Source organism: Geodermatophilus sp. URMC 62 (assembly GCF_052931475.1).
Genome location: NZ_JBRFHY010000001.1, coordinates 713,691 through 731,743 on the forward strand (window position 1 = coordinate 713,691; position 18,053 = coordinate 731,743).

An 18,053-nucleotide genomic window follows, 5' to 3' on the forward strand; every position below is an offset into this window, starting at 1 on the left:
CCCGAGGCGGCCGGCCACTCACGCGCCGCAGCACCGCCCTCCCGGCCGGCGGCCCCGCGCGTCAGGAGGTGGCGTCGACCAGGTCGCCGTACTCCGGGTGGCGCTCGATCCAGCCGCGGACGAACGAGCAGCGCGCCACGACCCGGCCGCCCTTCTCCCGGACGTCGTCGAGAGCGGCCCGGACGAGCTTCCCGCCCAGGCCCGACCCCTCGGCGTCGGGGTCGATCTCGGTGTGGGTGAAGACCACCTGCTCGCCGTGGCGCTGGTAGGCGGCCAGGCCCAGCAGGCGGTCGCCGTCGCGGATCTCGTAGCGCTCGGCGTCCGGGGCGTCGTGCACGGTCGGTTCCATGCCGTGCGCCAACCGCCGCGGCGCCCGGGCTGTTCCGGACACACGACGAGGGCCCCGGAGCAGGTGCTCCGGGGCCCTCGCGCCAGTAGCGGGGACAGGATTCGAACCTGTGACCTCTGGGTTATGAGCCCAGCGAGCTACCGAGCTGCTCCACCCCGCGTCGGTGAGACCGACTGTACACGCTCCTGCCCGCCCCTCGGCACCGGCCGGACACCGGCCGGACACCGGCCGACCCGGCCCTCCGGAGGGCCGGGTCGGCCGGTCGTCCTCAGGCGGCCGTGCGCGCGCCGGCCGCCGCCGGCTCCTCCGCCCGCCGGCCCGGCTGCTCGGCCGCGCCGCCGGAGGGGACCCGGCGGGTCCGGGCCCGCAGCAGCCGCGACAGCGCCGTCGGCTGGCCGAAGGCCGCGGTGAGCCGGTCGAGGAAGATCGCGAGCAGGACGACGGCGAGGCCCCCCTCGAACCCGGAGGCGACGTCGAGCTGGGTCACCGCCCGCACCACCACCGCGCCGAGGCCGGCGGCACCGAGCAGCCCGGCCGTGACGACCATCGACAGCGCCAGCATGATCACCTGGTTGACGCCGGCCATGATCGACGGCAGCGCGAGCGGCAGCTGGACCTCCCGCAGGACCTGGCCGGGCCGGGCGCCGAAGGCGTGCGCCGCCTCGACGACCTCCCGGTCGACCTGCCGGATGCCCAGCTCGGTCAGCCGGACGCCGGGCGGGATGGCGAACAGGATGGTCGCCACGACGCCGGGCACGACGCCCACGCCGAAGAAGAAGACGGCCGGGATCAGGTACACGAACACCGGCGTCGTCTGCATGAAGTCCAGGACCGGCCGGACGGCGACGCTGAGCGCGCGGTTGCGGGCCGCCAGGATCCCGATCGGCACCCCGATCGCCGTGGCGATCACCGCGGCCACGAGGACCAGCGCGAGGGTCTGCATCGTCTCCGTCCACAGCTCGAGGGAGACCACGAGCAGGAACGCCACCACCGTGTAGACCGCCAGTCCCCACCCGCGGACGACGAGCGCCACGAGCGTGAAGACGGTGAGCCACACCACGGGCGGTGGGGTGACCAGCAGGTCGGTCAGGCCGTCGACGAGGGCGGACATGACCGTCGAGACGGCGTCGAAGAGCCACGGCACCGTGGCCAGGAGCCAGTCGATGAGGTCGGCCACCCACCGGCCCAGGGGGATGTGCGGGATCATCAGCCCTCCCGTCGTGCGGGGACGGCGGCGAGCGCGTCGAGCACCGCCGCCCGTGGCACCACGCCCAGCAGCCGCCCGTCGTCGTCCACGACACCCAGCGGCACCGGGTGCCGCCCGACGAGGTGGACGAACTCGACCAGCGGGCGGTCCGGCGCGGTCGTGGTGTAGTCGCCGACCAGTTCGCGCGGGCCCACGGCCGTCCGGCCCTCCTGGCGCGCCCGGGCGAGCAGGTCGTCGCGCGCCACGCCCGCGATGCGCCGGTGGTCGTCGAGGACGTACACGCCGTTGGCCTCCGCGGCCCCGAGGGCGCGCAGCACCTCCCCCGGGGACTGGCCGAGCCGGGCGGTCATCCGCGGCTCGCGCAGCAGGTCCCCCGCGGTGAGCACGCGGGTGCGGTCGACGTCGGAGGTGAAGTCGGCGACGTAGGCGTCGGCGGGCGCGGAGATGATCTCCGGCCCGGTGCCCAGCTGGACCGTGCGCCCGTCCTTGAGCATGAGGATCCGGTCGCCGAGCCGCATGGCCTCGTTGAGGTCGTGGGTGATGAAGACGATGGTCTTCGACAGCTCCGACTGCAGCCGCTCCAGCAGGTCCTGCATGTCGCGGCGGATCAGCGGGTCCAGCGCGGAGAACGGCTCGTCCATGAGCAGCACCTCCGAGTCGGCGGCCAGCGCGCGGGCCAGGCCCACGCGCTGGCGCATGCCGCCGGAGAGCTGGTCGGGCCGGGCGTCGGCCCGCTCGAGCAGCCCCACCGTCTCCAGCGCCCAGTCCGCGCGCTCGCGCTGCTGCGCGGCGGGGGCACCGCGCACCTTGAGCGCGTAGGCGGCGTTCTCCCGCACCGTGCGGTGCGGGAGCAGCGCGAAGTGCTGGAAGACCATGCTGATCTTCTCGTTGCGCACCGTGCGCAGCGCCGCGTCGTCGAGGGCACGCAGGTCGCGGCCCTCGACCTCGACGGTGCCGGCGCTGGGCTCGATCAGCCGGTTGAGCAGGCGGACGAGGGTGGACTTGCCCGACCCCGACAGGCCCATGACGACGAACAGCTCCCCGCGCAGGACGGAGAAGCTGACGTCGTGGACCGCGAGGGTCGCCCCGGTCCGCCGCTGGATCTCGTCACGCCCGAGACCCTCGCCGGCCAGCCGCAGCGCCTCCTGCTCGCGCGCCCCGAAGACCTTCGTCAGGCCCGAGACGCTCAGCACGGGCGGCGTCACGTCAGCCGACCCACTCGTCGATCTGGTCGCCGTGGTCGTCGACCCACTGCCGGGCGACGTCGGGGACCTCCTCGCCGTCGACGTCGACCTGCTTCTGCATCTGCTCCATCTCCTCGACGGAGATGCGCAGGTCGGTCAGCAGGCCGGCGAACTCGGGGGCCTGGTCCTGCAGCTCGGTGCTGGCGGCGATGTTCGCGCTGTACGACGGCATGGCGCAGGCGCCGTCGCCCTCGGGGGCCAGGCAGCCCTCGGTGTAGGGCGTGGGCTCCTCGAGCTGCACCATGTCGTACTGCGCGAAGACCGCGTGCGGGTGGTACAGGTAGAGCACGATCGGCTCCTCGCGGCTGTAGCTGTTCTCCAGCTGCGCCAGCTCGGCCGCCTCGCTGGCGACGACGTGCTCCAGGTCGATCCCGTAGCCCTGCAGCCGCTTGGTGTTCTGCTCGGTGGTGATGTAGCCGGGGTCGGCGTCGTAGAACTTCCCGCCCAGCGCGTCGGCGTAGTCGTTGAGCTGGGTGACGCTGGTCAGGCCCTCCAGTGGCCCGCCCGGTGCGACGGCGTAGGCGGGCACGAACCAGCCCTGCGCGGCGTCGCCGTAGGTCTGCGACACGATCTCCACCTGGTCGCTCGCGCTGTCGGCGAGCTCCTGCTGGTTGGGCAGGGCGACCTCGGTCAGCAGGTCGATGTCGCCGCGCTGGGCACCCGCCCAGGCCGCGGCCGGGTCCAGCTGCGTCGTCTGCAGCGACGCCACACCCAGCTCGGGGTGGTCGGAGGCGATCTCGCCGATGATGGAGTTGGTCAGGCCGGCGGCCGTCCAGCTGAACTGGGCGGTCTGGACGGTGATGCCGTCGGCGCTGCCGGCGTCCTCCTCGGCGCTGCACCCGGTGACGGTCGCGGCGAGGAGGGCGGCCAGGGCCACCGCGGATGCGCGGGGACGGATCGTGGTGCGCAGCATGGGGTCTTCTTCCGGTGTGGCGCCGGGTGCGTGCTCACCCGGCGGGTGGTCGTGCGACGAGGCGCAGGCCCCCTCGGAGGGGACCTGCGCCTCGCCGTGCGGTCAGTTCTCGGGTACGAGCGTCGTGCAGGTGTCCGGTCAGGCGCCAGTCGGGCCGATCGGCCGGTCACCCCGGAGCGTGATGCGGTGCATGACCCGCCGCTGGTCGCCGTAGTCGCGGTTGGCGTAGTGCACGGTCGAGCGGTTGTCCCACATGACGACGTCGCCGACCGACCACCGGTGCCGCACGATGTGCTCCGGCTTGGTGATGTGCGCGTAGAACAGGTCGAGCAGGTAACGGCTCTCGGCGTCGGAGACGTCCTTGAGGTGCGACACGAACCCGGGGTTGACGAACAGGCCCTTGCGGCCGGTCTCCGGGTGCACCCGCACGACCGGGTGCTCGATCGGGACGAGGGCCTGGAACTGCTCCCCCTCCCACTTGGTCCGCTCCTCGCGCTGGGCGAGGTAGTAGCCGAACTCCCGCGTGCCGTCGTGCACCGCGACGAGCTGGTCGGCCAGGCGCCGCACCGGCTCGCTGAGCGACTCGTAGGCCAGCTCGAGGTCGGCCCACTGGGTGTCGCCGCCGGTGGGCGGCAGGACGACCGCCCGCAGGACCGAGCCCAGCGGGGGGCGGCGCACGAAGGTGACGTCGGTGTGCCAGACGTCGGCGAAGCCCCCCGTGGAGCTGTCGAGCGCGTAGATCTCCGGGTGCTCCTCGTCGACGCCGGGGACGACGGGGTGCGACTCGGTGACCTCACCGAGGCGGCGGCCCAGCGCGATCTGGCCGTCGGGGTGCAGGTCGTGCTGGCCGGAGAAGAACAGCACCTTGTACTCGGCGAGCGCGGTCCGGATGGCGCGGACCTGGTCGTCGGTGGCCCGGCTGAGGTCGACGCCGTGGACGCGGGCGCCGATGGTCGGCTCGAGGCGCTCGAGGTCGAGGCCGGCCGGTGCGGTGGCGTGCTGGACGAGGGGAGCGATGGTGGTTGTGGCGGCTGCGAGCAGGGTCATCTGAGGGCTCCGGGAACTGGGTGGGGCGGGTCTGGACGGACGTTCAGGCCGTACAGAGAGCGCTCGCGCACCGCAGCAGGTCGACGTGCCGGCGCTCGACGAGCGCAATCCGCACAATCCCGACCAGAGACATAGGGATTACCGTAGCGTGCGCCGGCGCCGCCGCGTCAGCGGGTCCGCGCGCGTCCCCGGGAACGGCCCTCCCGGGCTCCCGGACCTCGCCGCGCTCCCCTGCGGCCGACCCGTTCAGTCCCCGGCCGGCAGGTCCACCTGGACGCCGTCGCGCGCGGCCCGGTCGGCGGCGCAGGCGAGCGCGTGGCTGCGCAGTGCCTCCGCGTAGGGCACCCGGACCCGGGGCGCGCGCCCCCGGAGGACGTCGACGAACTCGCGGTCCTCGGCGGCGATCGGGTCCTGGTCGGAGCGCACGACCTCCTCGCCGTCCGCCGTCACGACGCGCAGCTCGTGGTCGGTGAGCCCCCGCTCGGACACCTCCACGACCAGGCCGTCGGCCACGGCGTGCAGGGCGACCCGGTGCCGCCAGCCGAGCACGCGGGCGGAGGAGATGCTGCCCACGGCCCCGGAGCGGAAGCGCAGGAGGGCGCCGGCCGCGGTGGCGACGTCGCCGGCTCCCCCGTCGGCCGCGCGCTCGGCCGCCACCACGGTCCCGACCTCGCCGACCAGGTGGCGGGCCAGGTCGAACAGGTGCGTCGTCTGCTCGACCACCTGACCGCCCGACCGCGCCCGCTGGGTCCACCACGGCACCCTCGGCGTCCGGTCCCACCAGTAGCCGGTGACCAGGTGCGCGGGGGCCGCGGCGAGCAGGTCGGCGGCCCGCTGGACGACGTCGAGGTGGCGCCAGTGGTACCCGGCCGCGGTGGTCAGGCCGCTGCCGGCCAGCCGCGCGGCCACCGCCTCGGCGGCCGGGAGGTCCGCCGCGAGCGGCTTCTCGACGAAGAAGGGCAGCCGGCGGTCGATCGCCGCCGTCTCCAGCGGCCCGTGGGCGAACGGGGGGACGCACAGCCAGACGGCGTCGAGGTCCTCGGTCGCGAGCAGGGCCAGCCCGTCGTCGTAGGCCCGCGCCCCGTACCGGGCGGCGGTCTGCCCGGCCCGCTCCGGATCGACGTCGGCGACCGCCACGACCTCGACGTCGGGGAAGCCGGCCAGCGCCTGCAGGTGCAACCCCGCGATGAAGCCGGTGCCGACGCAGCCGACCCGCAGCGCCCTCACGCCCGGCCCCCGCGGGCCGGGCGCAGCGCCGACTCGTAGACGGCGAGCGTCTCGGCCGCCATCCGCCCGCGGCCGAAGCGGGTCAGGTAGCGCTGCCGCCCGGCGGCGCCCTGACGGCGGCGCAGCTCCGGGTCGGCGAGCAGGTCCCCGATCGCGGCACCCAGGGCGGCGGGACGGGCCGGGGGCACGAGGATGCCGGTGACCCCGTCGTCGACGGCCTCCGAGCTGCCGACCACCCGGGTGGCGACGACGGGCAGCCCGGCCTCCATGGCCTCCAGCACGACCAGCGGCAGGCCCTCGTGCCGCGACGGCAGGACGAACACGTCGGCCGCCGCCAGCAGCAGCCGGGCATCGGCGCGGTGCCCGGCGAACCGGACGACGTCGGCGACACCCAGCCCGGAGGCCTGCTTGGGCAGGGCCTCGCGCAGCGGGCCGTCGCCCAGCACGACGACGGCCAGGTCGGGGAACCGCGTGGCGAGGTCGGGGACGGCGTCGACGAGGTGGCACTGCCCCTTCATGTGGGTGAGTCGGCCGATGGTCATCACGACGGGCTGCCGCGGGTCCAGGCCCAGGGCCTCCCGGGCCGCCGGCCGCTGCGTCCGCACCCGGACGGGGGCGATCCCGTTGAGCACGGTGGTGAACCGCTCGGGCGGCACCCCGATCCGCTCGTAGGTCCGGCGCAGCGCCTCCGAGACCGCGATCAGCCGGTCGACCGGCTCGACGGCCTCGTGGTAGGCGCGGCGCTTGCGGGGCGAGGACAGCAGGTAGGGCAGGTGCTGGGTCTGCACGACGGCGCGGCAGCCGGCGGCGCGGGCCAGGCGGACGCCGTCCCAGTTCTCGGCGCCGGTCCCGACGTGGCAGTGGAAGACGTCGGCCGGGTGTGCGGCGAGGAACCGCGACACCGTGGGGGCGAACGCCGGGTCGCGGGGGGACGGCAGGCCCAGCGTGCGGGCGCCCAGCGCGGTGGCCCGGTCGAGCAGCCACCGGGCCCGGGACGTCGCGCGGCCCATCAGCGACACGTCCATCGACTCGGCGAACGAGGCCACCAGATCGAGGACGTGTGCGCCCATCCCCGAGGGGTCCGTCGACGGCGTGTACAGGCACAGGGAAGGCGACACCCACCCTCCTCGCGGTCCGGGTCCCGGCGTCTCCGGGAGCGGCCGAACCTACTGGCTCGGCGCGCGTACGGCACCGCGTGGAGCTGCGGGAACCGGTGCCCACCCGTCGGACGCCCACCCCGCACCGCGACAGCACCGTCCCCCCGGCCCCCGAGGGGCCGGGGGCACGGGCAGGTGCACACCCCGCTCCGGTTCCAGGCCGCAGCGCCTGCGCCGATCAGGAGACCGCGGCCCCGAGTACGGTCGGCTCAGCCGACCGTTGGGTGGTGGGGCCGTGGTGGGTGCTGCCGATGCCCGTGCCGATGCCCGTGCCGATGCCCGTGCCGTTCTGCGCCCCGGTGACCGGCCGGCGACGCCCGGGTTCGACGCCCTGGTCGGGGCGGTCGACCTCCTCCCCTTCGGGGTCGCCCTGCTCACCGAGGACCTGCGCACGCTGCACGTCAACCCGGCGGGCTGCGCCCTCGCCGGCACCGGACCCGACCCGCCGGGAGGTGCGACGACGACGACGACGCCCGCGGAGCTCGCCCGCCCCGGCGGCGACGGACGACGGGGGGTGGACTCCTCCGACACGCCGGTCGACGTCGAGGGGCGACGCCTGCTCCTGCGGGTGTTCCGGGACGTCGCCGAGGAGCAGCGCGCGGTCCGCGAGCTGGCCACGCTCAGCCACGTCGCGGCGCGGGTGGCGATGGCCGAGTCGCTGGAGGCCACCCTCGAGACGGTCGCCACCTGCCTGAGGGAGTCCACCGGGATGAGCGGCTGCGCCGCCATCGTCTTCGACGGCGAACCGACCCGCCTGCGGGTCGCCGGGACCGCGGGCCTGCCCGTGGACTACGCCGCGCGGTTCCAGCGAGCGCTGGCAGGCGGCAGCGAGGTCCTGCCGGCGGTGTCGGCCTGGCGCAGCCGGCGCACGGTCGTGGTGGACCGCACCCGCGACGAACCCGTCCTCCGCACGATGGAGGACCTCGACGGCGACCTGCCGTGGCGCAGCATCGCCTCCTTCCCGATGATCGCCCGCGGCCACCCGGTCGGTGCCATCAAGACGTTCTGGCCGGGCCCGCCGCCGGACGGCGACGGACTCCGCTTCCTCGCCGCGGTCGCCGACCAGGCCGCCACCGCCGTGGACAACGCCCGGCTGCTCGCCGACGCCGCCGCGTCGTCCCGCCGCGACGAGGGGCTCATCGCCGCCGGGCTGACGCTGGCCTCCGAGTTGGCCCTGCCCGCGGTGCTGACCAACATCGTCGAGCTGGCCTGCGACGTGGCCGACGCGCAGTACGGCGCCGTGGGGGTGCTCGGCCCCGACGGTCGCCTCGAGGACTTCATCACGCACGGCATCCCCGGGCAGCAGCGCGTCGCGATCGGACCCCTGCCCATCGGCCGGGGCATCCTCGGGGCCCTGATCTCCGACGCCCACCCCATGCGGCTGGCCCGCATCCAGGACGACCCCCGCTCGGTCGGCTTCCCGCCGCACCATCCCCCGATGACCTCCTTCCTGGGCGTGCCGATCACCGTGCGCGGGCGGGTCTACGGCAACCTCTACCTCACGGAGAAGCGCGGGGAGTCCGACTTCACCGACGACGACGAGCGCGCGGTGGTCACCCTCGCCGCACAGGCCGGTGTCGCGATCGAGAACGCCCGCCTGTTCGACGAGGCGCAGCAGCGACTCGCGCTCGAGGCCCGTCACCGCCTCGCCCGTGAACTGCACGACTCGGTGTCGCAGGCGCTGTTCTCCATGACGCTGGAGACCCGGGGGGCGCAGCTGCTGCTCGAACGCGCCGGCCTGCCCGCCGACGGCCCGTTGGGCGAGCGGCTGGCCAACCTGCGGCAGCTGACGCAGGGCGCACTCGCGGAGATGCGGGCGCTGATCTTCGAGCTGCGCCCGGAGGCACTGCGGGAGGAGGGTCTCGCCGCCGCCATCCGCAAGCAGGCGGAGGGGATCAGCGCGCGCAGCGAGATCGCCGTCGAGGTCCGCCTGCCGACGAGGCGCATCCCCCTGCCCGGCGACGTCGAGGAGCAGGTCTACCGGCTGGTGCAGGAGGCCCTCGCCAACGTCGCGAAGCACTCCGCGGCGCACCGTGCGGTCGTGCGGCTGCGTCGCCGGCGCAACGGGCACGAGCTGCTGGTGGAGGTGACCGACGACGGCGTGGGCTTCGACGCGTCCACCTCCCAACCCGGCCACCTCGGCCTGCGCACGATGGCGCAGCGGATGGAACAGCTGGGTGGCTCCCTGCTGGTGGACCCCCGTCCCGGACGAGGCACGCGGATCTCCGCCACCATCCCCCTGTCCCCCGTCAGGACCCGGGTGGCGCCGGCTGCCGGGACGCCGGCCGAGGGCCGGCGGTGACCGGACCCGGAGCGGGCGGGAACCCCGTCCGGGTCTGCCTCGTCGACGACCACGCGGTGGTGCGGCGGGGACTGCGCGGATACCTCGAGCTCGTCGAGGACATCGAGGTCGTCGGTGAGGCCGCCGACGGACACACCGCTCTCGACGTGGTGGCCGCGTTGGTCGCCGACGGAGCGGCCCCGCACGTGGTGCTGATGGACCTGCTGATGCCCGGCACGGACGGGGTCACCGCCACGCGGCTGCTCACCCAGCGGTACGCCGGGATCGCCGTCGTGGCCATGACGAGCTACAGCGAGGTCGACCGGATCCGCAGCGCCCTGGAGGCCGGCGCCTCGGGCTACCTGCTCAAGGACGCCGAGGCCGACCAGGTCGTCGACGCCATCCGCCAGGCCCAGCGCGGGGAGATGCCGTTGGGACCGGCGGTCGCCCGCCAGCTCGCCCGTGCCTTCCGCGCACCCGGTCGAGCGGCACGCGACCCCCTCACCGGCCGCGAGCACGAGGTCCTCGCCCTGCTCGCGGCCGGGCTGTCGAACCGGGAGATCGCCTCCCGTCTGTCGATCAGCGAGCGCACCGCCCGCACCCACGTCAGCAACATCCTGGACAAGCTGGGGGTGCGGTCCCGCACCCAGGCGGCGCTGTACGCGATCCAGCAGGGCCTGGCACCCGCACCCCCGTCCGCCTGAAGCGGCCTCGGACATTCCGCCCTGCCGCGGCAGGACATCGCGCCGATGACGGCCGCCCCGGCGAGTGGTGGGCTCGTCCGGAGGCTCTCCGGTCCAGGGGGCAGCGTGAAGGTGCTGATCGCCGCTCGGGACGTCCGCGTCCGTCGGGCACTGTCCAGGCTGCTGGAGCTGGACGGAGGCCGGGTCGTCGGCGCCACCGACGCGCTGGGCCTGCTGCCCGAGCTGGACGACCAGGTGGGTCCCGACGTGGTCGTCCTGGAACTGGACCGGCGGGAGGACCCGCGGGACCTCCGGGTCGTCGGGGAACTCGTCCGTCGGGGACGGGCGGTGATCGCCGTGTCCAGCGGATCGACCCGGAGTGCCGCCGTCCTCGCCGCGGGTGCACGGGCGTGTCTGGAGGAGGACTCCGACTTCCCCGACCGACTCGCCCAGGTGGTCCGGGCGGTGGCCGGACCCCTGCCGCCCCCTCCCCCGGCGTGACGGCCGGACGGGTCCGACGGCGGGACTACGTCAAAGATCCCCCTCCGGCCCGGTCATCCCGCCGATGCCCTGGCCGCGGACCGACCCCGAGACTGCTGCTGGACGCCGCGGCGGACCCCAGACCACGAGGACCGCTCCCACGCACTGACCTGCGGAGGGCCGGCATGACGCAGCAGACCCGCGGTCCTCGGGACGCCCCCTCCCCCGACCGGCTCGTGGACGTGGTCGTCGTCGGTGCGGGACAGGCCGGCCTGGCGATGGCCTGGCTCCTGGCCCGGCGCGAGCTGCGATTCGTCGTCCTGGAGGCCGCCGGGGACGTGGGCCGGTCCTGGCGCGACCGGTGGGAGTCGCTGCGCCTGTTCACCCCGGCACAGTTCGACGCCCTGCCCGGCATGGCCTTCCCCGCGCCCGCCGACACCTACCCGGGCAAGGACGCGGTCGCCGACTACCTGCAGTCGTACGCCTCCGCCTTCGGCGTCCCGGTCGCCCTGGACAGCCGCGTCCTCCGCCTGGACCGGACCGCGGAGGGGTTCGAGCTTCGGACCGCCGACGCCGTGTGGCGGGCCCCGCAGGTGGTGGTCGCCACCGGGCCGTTCCAGGTGCCCGCCGTGCCGCCCCTGGCGGCAGGACTGGACGCCGCGGTGACCCAGGTCCACAGCGCGGCCTACCGCCACCCTGCGGGGCTGCCGGACGGACCGGTACTGGTCGTCGGCGGGGGCAACTCCGGCCTGCAGATCGCCGAGGAACTGATCGGCACGCGCCCGGTGGACGTCGCGGTGGGCACCAGCCTGCCGGTGCTGCCCCAGCGGATCCTGGGCCGGGACCTGTTCTGGTGGCTCACCCGCCTCGGCGCGATGCGGGTGACCGCCGACTCCCGTCTCGGTCAGCGGATGCAGGCGCGCGGTGAGTTCGTGATCGGCACCGACCACAGACGGCTGCAGCAGGCCGGCGTCCGGTTCCGCCCGCGGCTGACCGGCGCCGAGGGGCGCACGGTGCGCTTCGCCGACGACAGCATCCTCGACGTCGGCGTCGTCGTCTGGGCGACCGGCTACCGCACCGACCACACCTGGATCCAGGTGCCGGAGGCGTTCCGCGACGGCCGGATCGTCCACCGGCGTGGCGTCACCGACGTCCCGGGCCTGTACGTCCTGGGCCTGCCCTGGCAGCACACCCGCGGCTCCGCCCTGCTCGGCTTCGTGCACGAGGACGCCGCCCACCTCGCCGAGCACATCAGCAGCGCCGGTGGAGGCCGACGCGCGGAACCGACGGCCATCCGGAGCGGTCAGCACCACCCCTGAAGAGGAGAGACGCCATGACCACGACCATCACCGCCCAGATGCTCGACACGTACCCGAAGGACCTCGGCGGGGTCGACCGGGAGCGCATGCGGGCCTGCATCGACGAGTGCCTCGAGTGCGCCGAGGCGTGTACCGCGTGCGCCGACGCCTGCCTCAGCGAGGACATGGTGGCGGAGCTGACCACGTGCATCCGCACCTGCACCGACTGTGCCGACGTCTGCGGGACCACCGGCCGGGTGCTGTCCCGCCACACCGGCTACGACGCCAACCTGACCCGCGCCGTGCTCGAGGCCTGCGCGACCGCCTGCCGCGCCTGCGGCGACGAGTGCTCGCAGCACGCGTCCATGCACGACCACTGCCGGATCTGCGCCGACGCGTGCCGCCGCTGCGAGCAGGCCTGCCGGGACCTGATGGCCGCCCTGGGCTGACGGCGCACCGGCGCCTGGTCCGCACCTGCCGAGAGAGGAACCCAACCGTGACGGAGAACCGAACGCCCTACCCGGTCCGCGTGGACGCGTCGGAGGATGCCGACGCCTCCCGGGGGCTGTGGCTGGTCAAGTGGCTGCTGCTCGTCCCGCACTACGTCGTGCTGGCCTTCCTGTGGTTGGCCTTCTCGGTCGTCAGCGTGATCGCGTTCGTCGCCATCCTGATCACCGCGCGCTACCCGCGGGGTCTGTTCGACTTCAACCTCGGCGTGATGCGCTGGAGCTGGCGGGTGCACTACTACGGCTACGGAGCCAACGGCACCGACCGCTATCCGCCGTTCACCCTCGCCGACGTGCCGGACTACCCCGCCCACCTGGACGTCGCCTACCCACAACGGCTCTCGCGGGGCCTGATCTTCGTGAAGTGGCTGCTGGCCATCCCGCACTACCTGGTGCTGGCGGTCTTCGTCGGGGGCGGCCTGTGGCTGACCACCCGCAGCGCGACGGACAACGGGTGGGACGACTGGAGCGCCGGCGGCGGCCTGGTCGGCCTGCTCGTGTTCATCGCCGCGGTCGTGCTGCTGTTCACCGGCCGCTATCCGCGGCCGCTGTACGACTTCGTCCTCGGCATGGACCGGTGGGCGCTGCGGGTGGCCGCGTACGTCGGGCTGATGACCGACCGGTATCCGCCCTTCCGCCTGGACCTGGGCGGACCGGACCCGGGCTCCGTCCCGGCGGTGCCGCCGCCTCTGCCGCCGTCACCGGCCGGAGCCCCGGCCGCACCCGGCGGCCCGCCGTCCCCCTCGGCGGCCACCCCGGGTGCGACCGGCCCCGCCGTCGGCATCCGCGGATAGCCCCTGGCGGGTGGTGCCGAGCGCTGGCCCCGGTAGCGGCGACCCGATCGACCGGGTCACCCCCGCCGGGGTCACCGTCGCGGTCCCGGTGTCCCGGGGCCGGTGACCGCACCGGCCCCGGCGCTCCTCCTCGCTCGACGTCGGACGTCCTCCCCCGACGACGGAAGGACCGCACCATGACCACTGCCGAGCACGACGCCGTGGTCCTCGCCGACCGGATCGGCGGCGGACGGCCATGACCGCGTCCGCCGGCGCCCCCGGGCTGCAGCCCCGTGCCGACACCGCCGTCCGCGGCCGGGCGCTGCGCGCACCGGTGGCCTGGGGCGTCGTCTGGGGCGGCCTGCAGGCCGCATCCCCACTGGTCCTCCCCTGGCTCGACGCGGCGACCGTCTACGCGCTGGGGCTCGCACTGATCGCCGCGATCTACATCGGCTTCGCCGTCGCCGACGGGCGCCGGCACGTCCTGGTCGTCGAGACGGCCGTCGCGTCGGCCTTCGTGGTCGTCGCCGCGGCCGCGGTCACCGGAACCGCCTGGCTGATCGTCGCCGGCCTGGCCGGCCACGGTCTGAAGGACCTGTGGCAGCACCGCACCGGCTTCGTGGCCAACACGCGCTGGTGGCCACCGTTCTGCGCCACCGTCGACCTCGTCGCAGCCACGCTCATCGCCGTCGCCCTGCTCGCCGGGATCCGGATCGGCTGGTGACCCGGTCCGGCAGCGCCGACGCTGCCCCGCGGTGGACCATCGACCCGATCCGCGACCACCGGCCCCCGGCCGGCCACCCGGCCCAGAGACGACGAACGCCCGGACCCACGATCCGTGGGTCCGGGCGTTCGCGATGTCCTGGGACACCACACGAGTAGCGGGGGGACCGGCCGAACCACCGCTCCTCCTGTGGGTTCTGGCTCGTTCCCGCAGGTCAGAGCCTTCTGCATGGGCACTTGCACACCCCCGTCCGGTCCGTTTCTCGACCTACCACCTCGGCGCATCGGGATACCCAGTGATCTTGACACGCGCGCCGGACATGTCGATCTCCAGCACGATCCCTGCCCGGTCAGAGGTGCCACCGTGTGGGCCGACAGGGCGCCGACGGAGCCGGCCTGGTGACACCTCCGCACCGCGAGTGCTGGAAGTGTCGGGCGTCGCCTCGCTGTTCGCGGACGGCTGACGGGCCACCCGGTCGGGGCCTTCGGCGCCGACGCTGTCGCCGTGGTCAGTGCCCGCCCGCGCCGGGCTCGTCCCAGCCGCCTCGGGCCTCGGCATCGCCGAGGAGCGTGGTCACCCCGGTGAGGTCCAGCACCTGGCGGGCCGGGCCCGGCGGGGGCAACAGGAAGGCCGCGCGCGCACCGGCCTGCTCGGCGACGTCGAGCAGTAGGCCCAGGCCGACGCTGGTCACCCAGCCCAGCGCGGTGAGGTCCACCGTGAGCGGGGGTGGGTTCTCACCGTTCAGCGCGTCGAGCAGGGTGTCGCGCACCGCGGTGACCCCGGCCAGGTCGAGGTCGCCGGCGAGGTGGACGCGGTGTTCGCCGTCCAGCTGGGACACCACCACTGCGGCGGGCGCCTCGTCCGGCGGCTCCGCCACCGTGGGTGTCGCCGGGGCGGGAGGGCCGGTGGGGCGAAAGCGGAACCGGACGACGGTGCCGGCGGGGCCGTGGCTGAGGTCGACGTGCTGCGCGAGTGCGGAGATGATCTGCAGGCCACGGCCGCGGTGCCCGGGATCGGCCGGCGCCGGCCGCCAGGTGCCGGTGTCGGTGACCCCGACGGTCAGCGCGCCCTCCTCGTCGACGTCCATCTCGATCATCACCCGGCCGGGCACCGTGGCCCCGGCGTAGGCGTGCTCGACGGCGTTGCCGGCGGCCTCTCCCAGCGCCAGCTGCAGGTCCTCGATGCTGTCGGGGTCCAGCCCGGCGCCGGCCGCCCACTGGGCCACGGTCCGCCGGATCGCCGCCAGCTGCCCCGGGTCGGCGCGGACTCCCAGGCGCAGCGGCGCGGGCAGCAGTCGGAGGGCGACCAGCGCGATGTCGTCGGCAGCACCGCCCGGGTCGGTCAGGTCGGCCAGGACGCCGTCGACCAGCGCCGGTAGGGAGTCAGATCGGCGAGCGGTGACGGCGACCGTCAGCCGGTGCAGGCCGTCGTCGAGGTCCGCGCCGCGCCGCTCGATGAGCCCGTCGGTGTAGACGAGCAGGGTCGCGCCGGTCGGCAGCGACGTCCGGGCCTCCGGCCGCGGTCCGGCCGGGGCGACGCCCAGCGCCGGACCGAGCCCGTCGGCGAGTGCTGCGTCTCCGTCGGGGCGGAGCAGCAGCGGCGGTGGATGCCCGGCGCTGCTGTGGGACAGCCGGCCGGTCCGCGGATCGAGCAGCAGGCAGGCGACGGTGCTCACCCGCGCCCCGGGCACCTCCGCGGCGAACCGGTCCAGATGCTCCAGCGCGCGGGCCGGGGAGAAGCCGGCCAGCAGCAGGGTGGCCAGCGCGGCGCGGAGCTGGCCCATCACCGCCGCGGCGGCCGCGCCGTGCCCGACGACGTCCCCGACGGCCACCGCCACCCGGCCCCCGTCGACGGTGAGCACGTCGTACCAGTCCCCGCCGGCGCGGGTGCCCTCCACCGCCGGCAGGTAGCGGGCGGTGACGGCGACCCCGTCCAGCGCGGGCAGCTGACCGGGCAGCAGGCTGCGCTGCAGCGTCTCGGCCATCTCGCGACGGGCGTCGGCCAGCGTTGCCCGCTCGAAGGCCATCGCCACCTGCCCGGCGACGGTGAGCAGGAAGCCGCGTTCCTCGTCGTCGAAGGGCCGGGGCCGGGTGAAGGTCACGCCCAGGGCGCCGACCAGCCGCTGCCCGGCCAGCAGCGGCAGCGCCGCCAGCGCCTGGGTCTCGGCCTGCAGGGCGGGCGCCAGCAGCGGGTACCGCTGCACGGCCGTGGTCCGGTCGGGCAGCCACACCGGGCGATGCGTGCGGGCGGCGTCGGTCAGCGGCAGCGCCGCGGTCAGCCGCATCGCGGCGAAGGGACCCAGCCGCTCGACCGGGTAGCCGGAGACGTCGACGGTGTGCAGCAGCCCGTCGCCGCCGATCGTGCACGCCGACACCACCTCCGCGCCCAGCACGGTGCGCAGCCGGGCACTGACCGCGGCGGCGGCGTCGGCGACCGACCCGGCCGCGGCGAGCTGCACGGTGAGGTCGTGCAGCTGCCGTCGCTGGGCGGCGGCCCGCTCGGCGGCGACCATCGTGGCCAGCCGCTGCCCGAGGTCGGCGGCGAAGGCGACATCGGCGTCGTCGAAGCCGGTACCCCGACCCGCGGTCAGAGTGAGCAGCCCGACGACGGGCCCGCCGGTGGTCAGCGGCGCCACCAGCCACGCGCTGCCATCCAGGTCGGCCAGCGCCGCGAACCCGACGTCGTCGGTGGCCGCACGCAGCATCGGCTCGCTGACCTCGGGCACGGCGACCGCCCGGCCGGCCGCGAGTCGGGGCTGGAGCGGGTCGGGAACCCGCCACGCGGGCAGCGCGAGTACCCGTGCAGCGGCCTCGGCCGGGGCGGCGGCCACCGCCCGGTACCGGTCGTCCTCGCCGCGCAGCCACACCGCCGCCCAGTGGCCGAGTTCGCCGGCGACCAGATCGGCGACCGCGGTGAGCCGCTGCTCGACCGTGCCAGGGCCGGCGATCAGGCGCCCGGCCGCCGCGAGCAGCGCCGCGGCCTGCTCGCGCCGCTTGTGCTCGGTGATGTCGATGAGCACCGCGTGCACGGTCGGCGCCCCGTCCGCGCCGTGCGTCACGTGGCCGAGCTGCTGCAGCCACACCCGCCGCCCGTCGCGGGCCCGCACCCGGTAGTCCAACGCGAAATCCCCGCCGGCGGCGATGCCCTCGGCCACCGCCGCCAGCACCCGGTCCCGGTCGGCCGGGTCGATGATCTCGGTCCACAAGTTCTCGTCGGTCAGCCACCGCGACACGGGGTAGCCCAGCAGCCCGTCGGCGCGTTGGTTGATGTACCGGATCCGCCAGGAGGCGGCGTCGCGCTCCCAGACGATCACGTTCAGCCCGGCGACCATCGCCTGCAGCCGGGCGGCGCCGGCCTCGGCCGCCTCGCGAGCCGCGTGCGCCTGGTCCGCGGCCCGGCGGGCGGACGCCGCCTCCCGGCGCTCGGCGCACTCCAGGATGCTGCCGCCGACCAGCTGCCGCTCCCCACCGGGCAGCCGGAACAAGGTGATCTCGCAGGTCACCGCCCTTCTGTCGGCGCGGCGATGGGTCCAGTCGACCCGGAGACGCTCACCGGCGACCGCGCGGGCGATGTACTCCGCGGCGGCCTCCGCCGACGGCCGGCCGTCGGGCTGCACCGGTGGGCTCAGCTGCGCCGGCCCCACCCTCAGGAGCTCCTCGCGGGGCAGTCCGAACAGCTGTTCGGCGGCCGGGTTCACCTCGACGAGGCGGCCGGCGGTCACATCGAGCACCACGATCGCGTCCGGAGCATGCTCGACCAGGGCCGCGTAGCGCTGGAGCTGAACCCGGACGTCGTCGTCGGCGCCGGGGCCGATCCGGCGATCGGCCGGCGGCGGCTCGACCCGATCGTCCACCGCCACCACCCCGACCCCGATTCCGACACCGGAACGGTAGCCGGACCGAATGCCGCCCGCCGGACGGTGCGGCGGCCGCGCTGGAGGTGTGCCCGCCCGCGCCGATGGGCGCCCGCGGTCAGTCCGAGTGTGATGCCTCTTCGGTGGAGCGGCGCGGCCGCGGTCGCGGCAGCGACCGGACGGCGGAGCCGGCCGCGTCGGTGGCGGCGTCCATGCGCACCCAGACGTGCTTGCACTCGCTGTTGATCGTCCAACCGCGCGCGGCGCAGGGTCTTGCCACCATGTACAGGGCCCAGGCCGCCGGTGGCCGG

General features: G+C 75.1%; 15 protein-coding genes and 1 tRNA gene. 7 read left to right on the top strand and 9 right to left on the bottom strand.

The annotated features are described in order from the left end of the window. Window positions 1-61: 61 nt before the first annotated feature. From ACU616_RS03395 to ACU616_RS03430, 8 genes are all read right to left on the bottom strand, one after another. The gene (locus tag ACU616_RS03395) at window positions 62-349 is read right to left on the bottom strand and encodes a GNAT family N-acetyltransferase (RefSeq protein ID WP_446757084.1); all 288 of its coding nucleotides are present in this window, start codon (window positions 347-349) and stop codon (window positions 62-64) included. Window positions 350-435: 86 nt separating this feature from the next. Beyond that, a tRNA-Met gene (locus ACU616_RS03400) sits at window positions 436-509 on the bottom strand. A 108-nt stretch (window positions 510-617) separates the two neighbouring features. Beyond that, on the bottom strand, window positions 618-1,556 hold the full coding sequence (locus ACU616_RS03405) for an ABC transporter permease (RefSeq protein WP_446757085.1): 939 nt from the start codon (window positions 1,554-1,556) through the stop codon (window positions 618-620). Continuing rightward, entirely contained in the window at window positions 1,556-2,761 is a 1,206-nt protein-coding gene (locus ACU616_RS03410) for a quaternary amine ABC transporter ATP-binding protein (protein ID WP_446757086.1), read from the bottom strand. Before ACU616_RS03410 ends, ACU616_RS03405 begins: the two co-directional genes overlap by 1 nt. A 1-nt stretch (window position 2,762) precedes the next feature. Beyond that, window positions 2,763-3,713, bottom strand: a complete 951-nt coding sequence (locus tag ACU616_RS03415; RefSeq protein WP_446757087.1) for a glycine betaine ABC transporter substrate-binding protein — start codon at window positions 3,711-3,713, stop codon at window positions 2,763-2,765. 138 nt (window positions 3,714-3,851) lie between these two features. Further along, window positions 3,852-4,760 (bottom strand): TauD/TfdA dioxygenase family protein, encoded by a 909-nt coding sequence (locus tag ACU616_RS03420; protein ID WP_446757088.1) that lies wholly within the window; start codon window positions 4,758-4,760, stop codon window positions 3,852-3,854. 246 nt (window positions 4,761-5,006) lie between these two features. After that, the gene (locus ACU616_RS03425) at window positions 5,007-5,987 is read right to left on the bottom strand and encodes a Gfo/Idh/MocA family oxidoreductase (RefSeq protein WP_446757089.1); all 981 of its coding nucleotides are present in this window, start codon (window positions 5,985-5,987) and stop codon (window positions 5,007-5,009) included. After that, window positions 5,984-7,105 (bottom strand): glycosyltransferase family 4 protein, encoded by a 1,122-nt coding sequence (locus tag ACU616_RS03430; RefSeq protein ID WP_446757090.1) that lies wholly within the window; start codon window positions 7,103-7,105, stop codon window positions 5,984-5,986. The genes ACU616_RS03425 and ACU616_RS03430 overlap by 4 nt, the downstream gene beginning before the upstream one ends. 274 nt (window positions 7,106-7,379) lie before the next feature. Here ACU616_RS03430 and ACU616_RS03435 point away from each other — a divergent pair, with 274 nt between their 5' ends. From ACU616_RS03435 to ACU616_RS03465, 7 genes are all read left to right on the top strand, one after another. Further along, a complete protein-coding gene (locus ACU616_RS03435) occupies window positions 7,380-9,446 on the top strand; it encodes a GAF domain-containing protein (RefSeq protein ID WP_446757091.1) in 2,067 nt (688 codons plus the stop codon). Further along, window positions 9,443-10,129: a response regulator gene (locus tag ACU616_RS03440; RefSeq protein WP_446757092.1), complete on the top strand. Its 687-nt coding sequence runs from the start codon at window positions 9,443-9,445 to the stop codon at window positions 10,127-10,129. Before ACU616_RS03435 ends, ACU616_RS03440 begins: the two co-directional genes overlap by 4 nt. A gap of 105 nt (window positions 10,130-10,234) precedes the next feature. Beyond that, window positions 10,235-10,609 carry a hypothetical protein gene (locus ACU616_RS03445; RefSeq protein ID WP_446757093.1) on the top strand — a complete coding sequence of 125 codons (375 nt, stop codon included), beginning with the start codon at window positions 10,235-10,237 and terminating at the stop codon, window positions 10,607-10,609. A gap of 164 nt (window positions 10,610-10,773) precedes the next feature. Then, window positions 10,774-11,907 carry a flavin-containing monooxygenase gene (locus tag ACU616_RS03450; RefSeq protein ID WP_446757094.1) on the top strand — a complete coding sequence of 378 codons (1,134 nt, stop codon included), beginning with the start codon at window positions 10,774-10,776 and terminating at the stop codon, window positions 11,905-11,907. 14 nt (window positions 11,908-11,921) lie between these two features. After that, window positions 11,922-12,335, top strand: a complete 414-nt coding sequence (locus ACU616_RS03455; RefSeq protein WP_446757095.1) for a four-helix bundle copper-binding protein — start codon at window positions 11,922-11,924, stop codon at window positions 12,333-12,335. 80 nt (window positions 12,336-12,415) lie between these two features. Continuing rightward, entirely contained in the window at window positions 12,416-13,186 is a 771-nt protein-coding gene (locus tag ACU616_RS03460; RefSeq protein ID WP_446757096.1) for a DUF4389 domain-containing protein, read from the top strand. 235 nt (window positions 13,187-13,421) lie between these two features. Beyond that, a complete protein-coding gene (locus ACU616_RS03465) occupies window positions 13,422-13,889 on the top strand; it encodes a hypothetical protein (protein WP_446757097.1) in 468 nt (155 codons plus the stop codon). A 508-nt stretch (window positions 13,890-14,397) separates the two neighbouring features. On the opposite strand, the gene ACU616_RS03470 is transcribed toward ACU616_RS03465, so the two are convergent. After that, window positions 14,398-17,742 (bottom strand): SpoIIE family protein phosphatase, encoded by a 3,345-nt coding sequence (locus tag ACU616_RS03470; RefSeq protein ID WP_446757098.1) that lies wholly within the window; start codon window positions 17,740-17,742, stop codon window positions 14,398-14,400. Window positions 17,743-18,053: the final 311 nt, after the last annotated feature.